Source organism: Phycisphaera sp., from assembly GCA_025916675.1.
Classification (GTDB): domain Bacteria; phylum Planctomycetota; class Phycisphaerae; order Phycisphaerales; family UBA1924; genus JAHCJI01.
Genome location: CP098402.1, coordinates 38,066 through 52,506 on the forward strand (window position 1 = coordinate 38,066; position 14,441 = coordinate 52,506).

Sequence of the window (14,441 nt, forward strand, 5' to 3'; positions counted from 1 at the left end):
GACACAACCGGCATGAGCACGATCCCCGAGCGACTGGCCGATGTTGTCCCCTGGTGCAAGAGCCGCCTCACCGCGTGGGCGGCCGATCCCGCCGCGATCGGGCTGGACGGGGCCACCGTCGCGAGCCTCGAGGCCCAGACCGAGGAGGCGTTGGCCGCTCGGCGGGCGTACATGCGGTTGCGCGACGCCGCCGACGCCGCGCTGCAACACTCGAACAACCTGACCGGCACGCTGCGCGACAACGCGTCGGTGGCCGTCGGCCGCGTCCGCGCCCACGCGGCCGCGCAGGCGTCGCCGTCGGACGTGCTGGCCAAGGCGCTGCTGCCCGGCCGCCGCGATGCCTCGCCCATGCCCGCGCCGGGCACGCCCTTCCGCTTCGAGTTCCGGCTGCTGGACGACGGCTCGATCGAGGCGACCTTCAAGTGCGACAACAGGGCCGACCGCGGGCGGCGCTTGCGCGGGGTGGTGTACGAGGTCCGCCGGCGCGACGGCGACGATGGCGGGTTCGAGCACGTGTGCACCGCGCTGGAGCGCCGCTTCCGCGACGGGACGATCCCCCCCGGCACGCCGATGGTGACCTACCAGGTGACCGCCCTGACGAGCACGCGCCGCGGCACGCCCGCGCGCAAGACGGTGCACTTCGGGTCCGGGTGCGTGAGCGCGGGGGAGGCGGGCGCGCGGGCGGCGTGAGGCGAGCGCCGCGCCGCGGCGTCAGGGGCAGCCGGCGTCGAAGGCGTTCTGGAACTCGAGGAAGTCAAAGAGCGTCAGCTCGCCGTCGCCGTCGAAGTCGGCGATCGGGTCGCCCGCGTCGAAGCGGTTCTGGAACTCGAGGAAGTCAAAGAGCGTCAGCACGCCGTCGCCGTCCAGGTCGGCGTCGCACGCCAGGCCGGTGGGCGTGAGCAGGACGATGGCGTTGCGCTCGGGGGCGAACTGGAACGCGGTGGTGATCATGCGACGGTGGTTGTCCAGGAAGCCCTTGGCGATCTGCCAGTCGCTGCCGCCGGGGATGAGCGACGCGGGGTTGCGCACGATCTGACCCTCGTCCTTGAACAGGATGCCCGAGCCGCCGCCGGCCGACCACACCACGTCGCCGCGGTTGTTGATGTCGTAGAAGCCCACGAAGCGGGCGGGCAGCTCGGCGGGGTCGGCCATCGCGAAGCCCGCCGAATCGCTGTGGGTGTAGCAGAGATAGTTCTCGAAGACCGTGCTGGCCAGGTCGGCGGCGGCGACGGTCTCGTTGCTGTCGTTGACGCCGTAGATCAGCACGTTGGTGAAGCGCACGGTCCCCAGCGGTTCGGGCACGCCAATGTCGGTGACCTCAAGGGTGCCCAGGTCCATGCGGAGCTGGCCGCCGACGACCACGCCCGTCTCGCTGAGGTCAGTGGGGGTGGCCTGGAAGCCCAGGTCGCCCAGGTTCACCGGCTCGGCGGTCATCGAGAAGAGCGTGGCGGGGCCGCCCTGGAAGCCCTGGGCCCGCGTCCAGCCGACGATCGTGCCGTCGTCGTTGATGTCGACCGCGATGCCGCCCGCGCTGGCGAGCGGGCCGCGGGGGCCCTGGACGAAGTCGGGGGTGTCCAGCACAACGCCGTCCTGGTAGCCGCCCATGCCGTCGGGCAGCCAGATGGCCGGCTGGCCCCCATCGGAGGGGAACGTATCGGAGGACATCGTCCCGACGACTACGCCATGGTTGTTGACGCCCGAGGCCTGCCCGGTCGCGAAGCCCGCCGGCAGCGGCAGCAGCACGAGCCCATCCGCCTCGGTTACGATGAAGGGCCGGGCGAATCCAGCCACGACCTGCCAGCCCACGCCGTGGCCCGCGTCGCTGGCGCCTGTGAGCGTGGTGGTGCTGCCGAACTCGGCCAGGACGGTGAGCTCGTAGTCGGGCACGTCGGCCAGCGTGGCGGTGGCGGCCAGGGCGGCAAGCAGGCCCGAGATCGTGGTGTAGCGTTGCATGGATTCGCTCCCCTGATGGTGTATGCGGCGGGACAAGTCGCCCCAGGCCCCAGGGCGACATGCAAACCGGATGCCGTGCATCGCTGGCGCCGGAGCGCGGACCACCATGCATCGCGCGGGCCCGGCTTGGCCGCGCCCGGATCTTCCTGGGCCACGGTGGGCCGCGCCCGGAGCCAGAGCCACCCGTGAACCGATACACCATCCATGAGCCAGCTTGCCCAGAATACCACCCCCAAGGCCAAGCCCCGCGGCCTGCTGCCCCTCGCCGGGGTGCCGTGCGTGGTCGTGGGCGACGCGACCACCGCCGCCCTGGCCGCACGGCTGATCCCCGAGGGCGGGCCGGTCGTCGCGGGGCTGGTGCTGACGGGCATCGGCGAGAAGGGGCACACGGGGCTGATCGGCGTGCCCACGCTCGGGTCGCTGGAAGCGTTGGAAGACGTCCGCGAGCGATTGGGCGTGCGTGTGGCGATCGTGAGTTTGCCGCTGGATGACCACGCCGGAATCGCCAAGGTGCGCGCGGCGATCCAGGAGGCCGGGCTTGAGGAGCGTTTCCTGCCGCCGGTTGTTGATCTTCTGAAGAGGCAGCCGCCGGTGCTCGTTGGACTCGGCGGCCCGCCCGAGAGCAAATCCGGCACCGCCGGCGCGACGATGGCGACGGCGCCCGTGATCGACCTGCAAGCGCTCATCGACCGGCCGATGCGCGAGACCGACGAGGCACCCTTAAGAGAGCTCATCCAGGGGAGGCGCGTCTTGGTGACGGGCGCGGGCGGCTCCATCGGCAGCGAGCTGGCCCGCCTGTGCGCCCGCTTCGCGCCGTCGAGTTTGATTTTGATGGAGCGGGCCGAGAACGCGCTGTTCGAGATCGATCGCCGCCTGGCCTGGGCCCATCCCGGCATGGCGCGGCGGGCGCTCCTGCATGATGTCGCCGATCGGGACGGAACGCGCCGGTTGCTCCACGCCGAGCGGCCCCAAGTTGTCTTCCACACGGCGGCGCACAAGCACGTTCCGCTGATGGAGGACCACCCCGCCCAGGCGATCAGCAACAATCTGCTCGGCACCGCGTCGCTCGTCGACGCCGCGATCGAGGTTGGTGCGCAGCGCGTGGTCCTGGTGTCGACCGACAAGGCCGTCGCGCCCAAGAGTGTGATGGGCGCGACCAAGCGCTTGGCCGAGGCGTACGGCATCGCCGCCGACCGCAAGGCGAGAGACGAGGGCAAGCCCACGCGCGTGGCCATCGTCCGCTTCGGCAACGTGCTCGGCTCCGCGGCGAGCGTGCTCCGCATCTGGAGCGCCCAGGTGGCCGAGGGTCAGCCCATCACCATCACCGATCGCCGCATGACCCGCTACTTCATGACCATCGGCGAGGCGGCCCTGCTCGTCGCCCACGCCGGTGCGCTCGAACCCACAGACAACTGCGGTGTCTTCGTCCTGGACATGGGCGAGCCCGTCGAGATCGCCACGCTGGCCGAGCGGTTCACCAGGGCCCATGGCCTGGCACCCGTGTGGAACGACGGCGGGGCCCCGGGGGAACAGGTCATCCTCGAGACCGGCGTTCGTCCCGGCGAAAAACTCCACGAGGCCCTGGTCCACGCCGCCGAGGAGTTGGTCGAGACCGCCTGCCCCGGGGTGCTGCGATTGAGCGGTGCCGATGATGGCCCCGACGGCGCCGAGGCGGCCCGGGCATTGGCAGATATGGCCGGGTCGGCCGATCGAGACGCCGTGCTGGCCGAACTGCGGCGCTGGGTGCCGACCCTCGGGGTCGCGCCGGCCGTGCAAGGGAAATCCCAGGCCCCGGCAACCAAACGTTCGCCCGCACCAACAAGAGACGGCTAAACTTCCGTTCATACGGGATGGGCCCCGCTCGAATTCTCATCAGCCGCGCCCTTGCGAACCCCGACCCCGAGACACAATGGCCACCGCCACCACCACCGAAATCCCAACCGCAGATCTTTCCACGCTGGTTGCCGACCTGCGCGCCACGCGGGCCAGGGCCGTCGTCGCCCTCGAAGAGATGCGCCAGGCCCAGCACGCGAGCGCGGCCCGCATGGCCGAGCGCCCGGGCGGGGATACCTACCGCCGCGTCGCGGGCACGACGAGCCTGCAACGCGCCGCCGAGGCCGCCGAACGGATCGTCGCCTCGGTCGACCGCCAACTGGCATCCCTCTCGCCGATGACCGAAGTGAAGGGCGGCCCCAAGCACTGGGCCAACGCCCGATGAACGCACCGCCGGTTCGCTTCCGAATCCTCGACGACCGGGCCACCATCCCCACGCGCGGGAGCGAGCAGGCCGCCGGCCTCGACCTCGCAGCATGCCTGCCAACAGAGCAACCCTCCTTAACCCTGGACCCGGGCCAGATCGCCATCGTGCCCACTGGCTTGGCGATCGCGATCCCCGACGGCTACGAGGGCCAGGTGCGCCCACGCTCGGGCCTGGCCACCAAGCGCGGCATCACCGTGCCAAACGCGCCCGGCACCATCGACGCCGACTATCGAGGTGAGCTGCGTGTGGCGCTCATCAACCTCTCGCGCGAACCCCAGACCATCGAGCACGGCGACCGCATCGCCCAGCTCGTGATTGCCGCCGTGGCGATGTGCGAGGTTGTGGTGGTTGAGGATCTCGATGAGACGATCCGCGGCGTGGGTGGATTTGGTTCGACAGGCGTGGCGGCTTCCTGATGTCACTCGTGAATCTCGTTTGCGAAGCAACCCGCTTGCAGACCGAGTGGACGGCGTTCTGTCAGGCATACCGCGAAGAGATTGATCCCGATGACCGTGTTGAACTCTTTGGCGACCTAGTTGCACTCGTCGAGCGGCTTGCATCGGCTCCGGGCTCGTATCGGGACTGGACCTTCCTGCAGGCCGATGAAGTCCAAGCGTTCTGCCTGGGCTCGATCCCGCACGCTGCCGATCGCAAGGTCACGCCCGATGCCGTCATCGCGGCGGTGTTGAACATCGCACTCATCATTGACTGTGATATGCGCGACTCGAGCCAGGATATATCTCTCGCGATCTGTGCCGCGTACTGCTCGCACTTGAGCGAGGATCACCCCTTTGCGACCCAATATTGCTCCATCAAACTCCAAAACAACATGCAAATCGCCCAACCCATGGTTGAGCGATATCGAGAATACATGACCTGGATCAGCGAAGCGTAAATCGAGTCCGGAGGCTTAGCCCAGCCCGCCCCTGAGCCCGCCGCCACCAAACTTCTCGCGGAGCCGGCGCAGTTGCGGCGTCTCCTTGAGGATCTCCTCGGCGCTCGGGCCACGCTCGCCCTTGCCGCCCTTCCCCCCCGCGGGTGCCGGCTTGAGGGCCTTCATGCTCAGGCCGATGCGGCGTGAGCCGGGGTCGACGCTCAAGACCTTGACGTTCACCACCTCGTCGGGCTTCACCGCGTCGCTCACAGCCTTCACACGCTTGTGGTCGAGCTCGGAGATGTGGATCAGCCCCTCGACGCCCGGGGCCAATTCGACGAACGCGCCGAAGTCCATGATCTTGGTGACGCGGCCCGAGACCTCGGCGCCCTCTTCGATGGCGCCCATCTTCTCGGCGTACGGGTCGGCCTGGAGCTGCTTCATGCCCAGCCCGATACGCTGGTTCTCCCAGTCGAGCTTGAGGATCTCAACGCGGACCTGCTGGCCCTCGCTGACCATCTTGCGGACGGCGGCCTCGCCCTGGCCGATACGCTCGTGCGAGAGGTCGGACACGTGGACGAGCCCGTCGATGCCGCCGATGTCGACGAACGCCCCGAACGGCGCGATGCGCTGCACGGTGCCCTCGACCACCTGGCCTACGGCCAGCGTGTCCTTGAGCTTCTCGGCTTCCTTGGCCCGCTCCTTCTCGAGGATCGTCCGGCGGCTAAGCACCACGTTGCCCCCGCCGCGGCGGTCGACGCGCTGCACCTCGCACTCGAGCTTCTGGCCGATGAACTTGTCCAGGTCGTTCACGCGCTCGATGGCCACCTGGCTGGCGGGCAGGAAGGCGCGGTGCCCGCCGGCCAGCTCCATCTCCAGGCCGCCCTTGTTGGTGGCCACGCAGGTGGCCTCGATGACCTGGCCGCTCTGCAGGGTGTCCCAGATGGCCTTGCGGATGGCGCCGGGCCGGGCGCACACGAAGATCGATTCGGCCTTGTCAAACCGTTCGATGATGACCTCGAGCTCCTGGCCGGTTTCGGGCAGGTTCTCGCCCTCGCGCCATTGGTCGCGCGAGACGATGCCGAGCTCCTTGGGGCCGAACTCGAGGAAGATGTCGTTTTCGGTGACGTTCACGACCTTGCCCGTGCGCATGGACGGCTGGCCGCCGACGACGCGAGGGCCGCGGATACCGCCCGGCTTGCCGCCCTTGCCCATCCCTTTGCCCGGGCCGGCCTGGTCGGCGGGCGTCGACGCTTCCATCGCCGCGTCGATCTGCTTGGACAACTCGTCGCTCAGCGGCTGGGTTGTGGGCATGCCACCGGGCGCGCTTTCATCATCGGCCGGTTTCGTGGCCGCGGCATCGGGCGTGCTCTGAGGAGCAGGACTGGGCTTCTCGCTGGCAGCGCTCGCCTCGGGGGCGGGCTGAGCCGGCGAGGGCGACGGATCGGTGGGGGTGCTGGTCTGCTCTTCGGCCATGGCTTTGGATTCCGGACGGGTGAAAAGTGGAACTGGGCGGCCAGTCGTCAGGCACGATGCTCGGACTGCCGGCGGGTCTGGCCACCGGTGGGGAAAGTCTAGCTATGGCTGGCATCCATGCGTTGGAAAAGGGGCCGGGTCTCATCGTCTCACGGGCCGGCCGACGGGCACGTCCTGGCCCGATTCGGTCGAGACCTCGATGTTGAGGTCGATGCTGGAGTTGGCCGAGGCGAGGTTATCGCCCATGATGGAATGGATCGATTCGACGATGCGTTGGGCCGTCCGCACGTTGGCGAAGCCGGCCGTCGCGTCGATGGGCGGAGGGCTTCCCGTGTGGATCGCATCCAGGAACGCCCGGATCTCCATCACGATGGGCTCGCCGTCGTCGATCTCGAGTTGCTCCACGTTGACCAACTCGTCCCACTTCAGATCCGTCAGATCGGCCCCACCGCGGAGTTGGGCCCGGATCTCGCCCATCTGGAGCTCGTTGGCCGTTCGGCGGATGATGACGCCGGTCTTGGCGCCATAGTCGAGCTTGATGTAGGCCTTCTCGCCCGTGATGCGCGTGACACGCTCGGTCTTGAGTGCCAGGCGGCTGGCGGTGATGTTCGCCACGCACGCGCCGCTCGGCTTGTGCCAGGTTAGCCGGGCGTTGCAGATGTCCTCGTGCTCGGTCACCACGGCTACGCCCGCGGCCTGGATTTCGTCGGGCTCGGTGCCGCCCATCAGCATGAGCACGACGTCAAGATCATGGATCATCATGTCCATGACCACGCCGATGTCCACGCTGCGGAAGGTCATCGGGCTGACGCGATGCACCTCGATGAAGCGGGGCGTGATCGATTGGTCGGCCGCCGTCGCCCGCTGCATCGCTCGCATGATCGGGTTGAACCGCTCGATGTGTCCAACCATCAGCACCACGCCGCGCTGCTCGGCCAGGTCGCGGATGGCCTCGGCGTCCGCCGACGTGCCCGCTAGCGGCTTTTCGATCAGGCAGTGCACGCCCGCGTTGATGCAGCGCTCGGCCAAGTCGCGGTGGGCGGTTGTGGGGGCGGCGATGGACACCGCGTCGACGCCCGCATCGAGCAGTTCATCGAGCGTGGCGAACGCCTTTCCGCCGAACTGCTCGGCCATCTCGCCGGCACGGTCCAGGTTGGCGTCCACCACGCCCACCAGTTCCGTGTCGGCGAGCTGGCCGTACACGCGCGCGTGATGGCGGCCCATGCGGCCGACACCCACGGCCCCGCATCTCAAGCGGGCGCCGTTGGTCTTGCCGGTATTGGGGTTGGGTGTTGTCACCAGAGACTGTATCGCGTGCTCGGGGGGAAGGCTTCGGGTCAGGCCGCGCCGACGGCCCCGTTCATGGCCGCCGCGAGCTCGTCGCGGTTCTTCAGGCCGATGAACTTCTCGACGGGCTCGCCATCCTTGAACAGGATAATCGTGGGGATGGCGTGGATGCCGTACTTCACCGCAACCTCGCGGTTGGCATCGGTATCCAGCTTGCCCACCTTCGCCTTGCCGGAGAACTCCTCGGCCAGTTGGTCGACCGTGGGGGCCAGCATCCGGCAGGGCATGCACCATTCGGCCCAGAAATCGACAAGAACGGGTTGGTCGCTCTTGAGCACCTCGGCCTCAAAGTTAGCGTCGGTAAACTCCTGAACATGCTCGTTGGCCATGTGCCGCTCCTTGCGTTTCGCGGGCCTCAGCGGCCCATCCTACTCTCGAATCCGGCCGAGATCGGACAACCGATCCTAGCGAGCCGTCCGGTCCCTTCCACTCGGTTCGGGGCACCACGGGGGTGCTTCTATCAAACCCCCGATCCGTCCCGAGCATTCCATGCTTCCAATACCGATAAGGCCTGCACGTGCTGGGCCACGTCGTGGACACGGTGCAACAGCGCACCGCCCAGGGCTCCCAGCACCGTGACGGCGACCGATCCAGCCAGGCGTTCCATCGGCTCGCTGGCCTCGCCGATCGACACGCGGCCAACGAACCGCTTCCGGCTGGCACCAACGTACACCGGCAAACCCACTCCAGCGAGTTCGCCGACGTGCCGAAGCAGGTCCATGTTCTGCTCCACGCTCTTGCCAAAACCCAGGCCCGGGTCGATGACAATTCTCTCACGCGCCACGCCGTGGGCCACCGCTCGCTCGGTGTGTTCGGCCAAGGCCCTGCGCACGGCTCTAACCACGCCGCCCGAGTACGCCGGTTCGCGTTCGTACTCGTCGGCGTACTTGTCCTTGGGTGGAGCCGGTCCGCGATGCATCAGCACCAAACCCGCGCCCGTGCTCGCGGCCAAATCAAGCAACGCGGGGTCCTCGGTGCCACCCGAGACGTCGTTGATCGCGTCCGCGCCGGCATCGATGGCCGCCCTCGCGACTTCGGCCAACGTGGTGTCCACGCTGATCGGGATGCCAGCGACGTCCATGTCATCGCATCCACGGATGGCTCCGATAATCGGCAGCACGCGCGCGATCTGCTCGTGGGCCGAAACTCGATCGGCACCGGGTCGAGTGCTCTCGCCGCCGACGTCGAGCATGGCTGCCCCGCCACGCACCGCTTGCATCGCGCGCGCCAAGGCTGTACCCGTGTCGGGCAGTTCGCCGCCGTCGTAGAAGCTGTCGGGCGTGGCATTCAGAATGGCAACAACGCGCGGCCGCTCAAGAGCGACCGCGCGTCCGTGGGCTAAAGCCCAAGCCTTGGGTTGGGGGCTGGACTCGATCAGAACGCCGGCCCGCCGTCGCCCTCGTCCTCGAAATCCATGCCCGGGCCGCCCATGGCGCCGCCGAACATCATGCCGAGTTCCATGCCCTTGGAAATGACCGCGGGCGAGATGTGCAACGCGATCTCGGCGGTGCCGTCACCGCTGGCCGCGACGATGCCCACCGGCGGCATCGGGGGGATATCGCCCAGGAACGCGGCGCCGATGCCCATGAGGTGGTCAACGCCGATGTACAACTCGAACGCGCGGTTGTTGGGCAACTTGGCCGAGACGGCGCCGATGCTGTCGCCGCTGCCCAGGCCGCCGCCGTTGTTGGCCGTGCCCAGGGTCTGGGTGAGCATCTGGCTGTTGCGCGACATGGTCATGACCACGCCGTCCTTGGCGGGAGCGACGTATCCGCCCAGGCCGTTGCTGCCGAAGATCATGCTCATGGCCATCTGGGCCTGCATGGCCTGCTCGTTGGCCTCACCCTCGATGTTGGTGGCCACGCCCCACTCGTCGACGGTCACGCCCTCGATGGTGCGCGCCTCGGGCCGGTAGCTCGTTGTGGTGGTGATGGTCATGCCGTCCTGCTCGACCGTCTGACCATCGGCCGCGAGCATGCCCTCGGCCATGGCCTTCTGGAGCTTGGCGGGCTCGGCGGAGCGGTAGTACGCCGCGCTGCGAACGAATGCGCCGGCTCCGATGCTCATCTCCTGCATCGAAGGTGCGCCCAGCACGATGGCGCCGCCGCTCGAATTCTTCATCGCGTCCATCATGGCCTGGGCCTGCGCGGGCTGCTGATCGCCGGCGCCCTCTTCCACCATCGACATGATGCTCTTCATGCCCGGCGAGGACGTATCGAACGAGAGCGCGAGCCCGAACGGCATATCGGGCAGGCTATCGAGCAACCCCTCTGTACTCGACTTGCCTTGGAACAGGCCGGCCAGCAGCGAGCCCTCCTTGAATCTGCTCAAGAGCCGGGCGGTCACCCCATCGTTTTCGAAGTCGATGGCGATGACGCCGGCCTGGGCATCGGTCAGGAAAGCCGCGACGAGCGGATCCGCGGCCGCAAATCCTTGGGCCGCCTCGGGGCCGCCCATCATCATGGCCATGCCCTTCATGCCCTCGTAACTCTCACGCCAGTCGGCGGCCAAGGAAGCGATCGAACCCATGATGAACACGTCGGCGGACTCGGCGGCGGCCTGCGATCGCGTGCCCATCGCGCTCACGTGCGCGGCCTGGTGGCCCTTGGTGGGCTCCCAATCTTCGAGGGTCAGGTCGTTGTCGCTCATCGCGATGTAGCTGTCGCTCACCTGCTTCACAAACGCGTCCTGCCCGCCGAAATTGATCTCCTCGACGCCCGCGCCCACGCCGCCGCGGGCGGTGACGAACTCCTTGTAGCTCGTGACGGGAAGCAGCATGATGCTCTCACCATCGGGCCCACCCGTGAAGAAGAACGCGGCCGAACCGCCCGCGTTGACGCCCACGCCGTCAACCTCGGCCAGCATGGCCTGCATCTCGCCGCCCATCAGCGGCACGCTGCTGGCGTCCATGAACGCCCGCATGTCGCCCATGGCACCGCCTAGGTTGTTGATCGCCACCACGCCCATCGCGTCCTCGGGCACATAGTCCAGCACCACCGGGGTCGCCAGAGCGGGGGCGGAGATAGCCATCCCGCAAGCCGAAACAACACACGCGACTCGCCCGGTCAGGCCATCAAACGAACGAACAGACTTGAACATGCGATTCCTCCTGGCCTCCGTTGGGCCCGCGTTGCTGTGCTGTCAGCGTGGCCCGGCCACGCGCTTGCGATCCATAGTCTATCGGAACTTACGTCCCGACCTTTCCTCGGGTCAGGCCAACCGCCTCCGGGGCGATGCTAATCCGCCACCCCATCGTTCAGGATCGTCCGGATCGCCTCGTGGCTTTCCCGGGCCGTCTCCATCGTCGATTTCCTTGATTTCCGAACAAAACTCAACCACATGAACGGGATCGAGATGATCGTGAGCGGGTAGTACCACCACATGATCGATCCCCAGCCCCACGAGCCGGGGATCATCACGTCCAGAAAGTACCGCCCGGGCTCGACCGTCAGGACGAGGGCCGCGATGTAGATGATGGGGATCTTCTTCCGCCAATGGAGGCCGAAGCGAAGGCGGACCCCGTCGCCGTCCCGCTCGGCCCATCCCAGCAAGTCACGGTCGAAAGGATGGCCCAGTGCGCTGGCGCGAAACAGCGCGTTCTCGGGCCCGCCGCGGGCGTATTCGGGTAGCTTGCCCCGCCGGGCCGCCCGCCCCAGGCGTTCGAGCACTTGCTCCGTGGTCAGGGGAACCCGGATGTCCGCGAGCCCATCGCCGGACTGATCGTCCGTTCCTGCGGGCTGGTTGGGTTGGGAGTCCCCTTGGGTCATGCTGGCCAGTGTATCGGCCGGTTCGCGACGGTTCGGCACGAGATGTGCAATCCTGCCCACACGATGAGGGATTCGACCGGAACAAGCCATTCGTTGCGTCTCGTCGGCAACCCGCGTGGTGCCGGGGCAACGGCGTTGCCCCAACGCAACGTCGCCAGGGCAGCGGCCGCGCTCGTCGCTGCCGCGCCGGCCGTCGAACGCCCCAGCGAGGCGGCCCGCCAGGCCGCCCGAGAACTCGAAGTCGCCCGGGCTAACCGACAGGCCGCCGCCATCGACGCGGTGGACGCACGGTGGGTGCTCGCCTGCCGCGTCGCGGCCAGCCTCGAGGGCGGCCGGGCGGCAATCCTCAGGCCCGAATCCCGGGACCGACTCCTGAACCAGGCCAGCCACCTGGGCCTCCGCCAGTTCGACGCCAACCTCATCATCGCCATCGTCCAGGACTCGGCCCGCTGCGGCGAGGAGCCCCTGGGCCTGGCCACCGCCGAGCGGCTCCCGCTCATCCGCCCCGCCCACACGCCCACGCCGGCCGGCCTGCCCATCGCCGCCCGCTTCGGCATCGCGATGATGGTGGGGGTCGTCCTCGCGGCCACGCTCATCCGCTGGGTGCTTTCCTGAACGATCCGCAGCGAGGCTCGTGATCGCGGTACGCTCCTTGGGAACCCCAAGGAGTACTTCGCATGGCCACCACCGCAATCGAACCCATCAAGGCCGGCCGGAAGGCACCGGCGTTCAAGCTGCAAGACCAGGACGGCAACACCCACGCCTTGAGCGATTACGCCGGCAAGCCCGTGGTGCTGTTCTTCTATCCCAAGGACGACACGAGCGGCTGCACGCAGGAGGCCTGCGACTTCCGCGATCGGTTGCCCGCTTTCGAGAAGCTCGGTGCGGCCGTGCTGGGCATCAGCATCCTGAACACCAAGAGCAAGGCCAAGTTCGCCAGCAAGAACGACCTGAACTTCCCCCTGCTGGCCGACGACCGCGAGAACGACGCCGGCAAGCCCGACCCCGCCATCGCCCAGAAGTACGGCGTCTGGATCGAGAAGAGCATGTACGGCCGCACCTACATGGGCATCAACCGCACGACCTTCCTGATCGACGCGCAGGGCAAGATCGCCCGCGTGTGGAGCAAGGTGAAGGTGCCCGGCCACATCGATGAGGTGGCCGAAGCGTTGAAAGAACTCGCCTGATTCAGCGGCGGCGACGCGTGGCGATCAGGCCGCCCAATCCGAGCAAGGCCAGCGCGCCCGGTGTCGGGACTTCACGTACCACAACGAGGATGGCACCGGGATTAAAGAACACGTCGACCTGGCCCTCAAGTCCCAAACCCCTGAGCTGCACGTCGCGGAAGAGGCCATCGATGCCATCGGCCAACACAATCTGGAACTGATCGCCCGGCTGCACCGGCGGCTCGCCCGTGAACGGCGAGAACTCGAGCTCGAGCGTGCCGTCCATCAAGGCGATGCCCCGCACGTCGAGCACGTCGTGGCCAACACCAGGCACGCGGCCGGCGATTTCAATCAGCAGCGAGCCGCCCGCGGTCTGCTCGTACACATGGCTGCCACTGCCGGGGGCCTGGGTCACCAGCACGCCGGGCGAGTTGCCCGGGCTGACCAGCCCGTCGTTGATAAACGACGAGGCCTGGACCGTGCCGTTCCCCTGGACAACGCCGCCATTGTTGTTCAAAGTGCTGGCACCGCCGCCCGCGGTCACCACGCCGCCGTTGAGGACCGTGACCATCCCGCCGTTGTTGTCGATGACGCTCATGGCGGTGATGGACGAACCTGTGCCGTCGGCAATAAGCTCGCCCTCGTTGGTCAGCCCGCCGGGGGGTGCGAAGAACACGTCGGCCCCACCCTCGGCCTGCACCAGGCCCTGGTTCAGGTCGACACCCGAGAACTGGGAGAACACCGAATCTGAGCTGCGGAAGATCACGTCGGCCTGGTTCGTGGCGATCGTCGTGCCGGGCAAATCCAGCGTGGCGCCATTGCCGATGTCGTAGACCGCCGGGCCGAGCGTGGTCGGGGCCGGCAGGATCGGGTTGGTGATACGCAGCGTGCCCTGCTCGACGATGACGGTGCCGGTGTTCTCGAAGCCCACCCCATCGATAAGGGTGAGACCGGCCGATTCCTTGGTGAGCGTGCCGCCATTTCGGAACACTGCGGTCGAATCTCCAACGAAGTCTCCGGAGTTCTCGATGGTGAATGTCGAGGTGGCACCCGTCTCGAAGATGGTGGTGCCCGAGAAGCGGATGTCGCCCAGGCCGGTCTTCCGCGCTGCGCCACCGACGTGGCATGCCGGTGTGTCGTCGATCTCACAGAGAATGTCGCCGCTGAATCGCAGCGTGCCCTCGCTCATGAGTTCGGACAAAGCGCGCACGGTTGCATCACCAAACTCGATATCGGTGCGCACCACGATCGTGCCCACGCTACCGCCGTCGATGGTCGCGTCGCCGCTCGTGAAGCGGAGGAAGTCCAGGTCGATATCGGCTGCGAGGCCGATGGTGTACGGACCACCGGAATCGAAATCGATGATGGCGCGGTAGCGGTCCGGCCCACGGGCGGTGGGGAAGTCGGGCGTGCTCCAACGCCCGGCGTCGCTCCAGGAACCCGAAGTATCATCGACCCACGTCGAGTCGATCTGACCGATAGCCGATTGGCCCGCCAGCAACACAACGCCGGCGGCGGTGGCCGCCCGGGGAATACGCATCTTGGTCATGTCATCTCTCCCAATCCGCCCTCAAGCGGCTTGCTCCTCATGATGGAAG

Annotated in this window: 15 protein-coding genes; 7 read left to right on the forward strand and 8 right to left on the reverse strand. The window is 67.7% G+C overall.

Annotation, left to right across the window (positions count from 1 at the left end; all coding sequences use genetic code 11):
* Window positions 1-12: 12 nt before the first annotated feature.
* Window positions 13-690 (forward strand): hypothetical protein, encoded by a 678-nt coding sequence (locus NCW75_00135; protein UYV12714.1) that lies wholly within the window; start codon window positions 13-15, stop codon window positions 688-690.
* Between the two features lie 21 nt (window positions 691-711).
* Here the strand turns inward: NCW75_00135 and NCW75_00140 are convergent, their stop codons facing one another.
* The gene (locus NCW75_00140) at window positions 712-1,953 is read right to left on the reverse strand and encodes a hypothetical protein (protein ID UYV12715.1); all 1,242 of its coding nucleotides are present in this window, start codon (window positions 1,951-1,953) and stop codon (window positions 712-714) included.
* A 204-nt stretch (window positions 1,954-2,157) separates the two neighbouring features.
* Here NCW75_00140 and NCW75_00145 point away from each other — a divergent pair, with 204 nt between their 5' ends.
* The 4 genes from NCW75_00145 (at window position 2,158) to NCW75_00160 (ending at window position 5,108) form a co-directional block, all read left to right on the forward strand.
* Window positions 2,158-3,786 (forward strand): polysaccharide biosynthesis protein, encoded by a 1,629-nt coding sequence (locus NCW75_00145; GenBank protein ID UYV12716.1) that lies wholly within the window; start codon window positions 2,158-2,160, stop codon window positions 3,784-3,786.
* 76 nt (window positions 3,787-3,862) lie between these two features.
* Window positions 3,863-4,171, forward strand: coding sequence for a hypothetical protein (locus NCW75_00150; GenBank protein ID UYV12717.1), 309 nt, complete (start codon window positions 3,863-3,865; stop codon window positions 4,169-4,171).
* A complete protein-coding gene (gene dut, locus NCW75_00155) occupies window positions 4,168-4,629 on the forward strand; it encodes a dUTP diphosphatase (GenBank protein ID UYV12718.1) in 462 nt (153 codons plus the stop codon). The genes NCW75_00150 and dut overlap by 4 nt, the downstream gene beginning before the upstream one ends.
* A gap of 35 nt (window positions 4,630-4,664) precedes the next feature.
* Entirely contained in the window at window positions 4,665-5,108 is a 444-nt protein-coding gene (locus NCW75_00160) for a hypothetical protein (GenBank protein ID UYV12719.1), read from the forward strand.
* Window positions 5,109-5,123: 15 nt separating this feature from the next.
* Here NCW75_00160 and NCW75_00165 read toward each other — a convergent pair whose 3' ends face one another.
* From NCW75_00165 to NCW75_00190, 6 genes are all read right to left on the reverse strand, one after another.
* The gene (locus tag NCW75_00165) at window positions 5,124-6,563 is read right to left on the reverse strand and encodes a S1 RNA-binding domain-containing protein (protein UYV12720.1); all 1,440 of its coding nucleotides are present in this window, start codon (window positions 6,561-6,563) and stop codon (window positions 5,124-5,126) included.
* A 141-nt stretch (window positions 6,564-6,704) separates the two neighbouring features.
* Window positions 6,705-7,862 carry a Gfo/Idh/MocA family oxidoreductase gene (locus tag NCW75_00170; GenBank protein UYV12721.1) on the reverse strand — a complete coding sequence of 386 codons (1,158 nt, stop codon included), beginning with the start codon at window positions 7,860-7,862 and terminating at the stop codon, window positions 6,705-6,707.
* A 38-nt stretch (window positions 7,863-7,900) separates the two neighbouring features.
* Window positions 7,901-8,239, reverse strand: a complete 339-nt coding sequence (gene trxA, locus NCW75_00175; protein ID UYV12722.1) for a thioredoxin — start codon at window positions 8,237-8,239, stop codon at window positions 7,901-7,903.
* Between the two features lie 131 nt (window positions 8,240-8,370).
* Window positions 8,371-9,162: a dihydropteroate synthase gene (gene folP, locus NCW75_00180; protein ID UYV14204.1), complete on the reverse strand. Its 792-nt coding sequence runs from the start codon at window positions 9,160-9,162 to the stop codon at window positions 8,371-8,373.
* A 122-nt stretch (window positions 9,163-9,284) separates the two neighbouring features.
* Window positions 9,285-11,009, reverse strand: coding sequence for a hypothetical protein (locus NCW75_00185; protein UYV12723.1), 1,725 nt, complete (start codon window positions 11,007-11,009; stop codon window positions 9,285-9,287).
* Window positions 11,010-11,146: 137 nt separating this feature from the next.
* Window positions 11,147-11,677, reverse strand: a complete 531-nt coding sequence (locus tag NCW75_00190) for a hypothetical protein (GenBank protein ID UYV12724.1) — start codon at window positions 11,675-11,677, stop codon at window positions 11,147-11,149.
* A 63-nt stretch (window positions 11,678-11,740) separates the two neighbouring features.
* On the opposite strand from NCW75_00190, the gene NCW75_00195 reads away from it, so the two are divergent.
* The gene (locus tag NCW75_00195) at window positions 11,741-12,292 is read left to right on the forward strand and encodes a hypothetical protein (protein UYV12725.1); all 552 of its coding nucleotides are present in this window, start codon (window positions 11,741-11,743) and stop codon (window positions 12,290-12,292) included.
* A 62-nt stretch (window positions 12,293-12,354) separates the two neighbouring features.
* Window positions 12,355-12,864, forward strand: a complete 510-nt coding sequence (gene bcp, locus NCW75_00200) for a thioredoxin-dependent thiol peroxidase (GenBank protein ID UYV12726.1) — start codon at window positions 12,355-12,357, stop codon at window positions 12,862-12,864.
* Between the two features lies 1 nt (window position 12,865).
* On the opposite strand, the gene NCW75_00205 is transcribed toward bcp, so the two are convergent.
* Window positions 12,866-14,392 (reverse strand): hypothetical protein, encoded by a 1,527-nt coding sequence (locus tag NCW75_00205; GenBank protein UYV12727.1) that lies wholly within the window; start codon window positions 14,390-14,392, stop codon window positions 12,866-12,868.
* Window positions 14,393-14,441 lie beyond the last annotated feature (49 nt).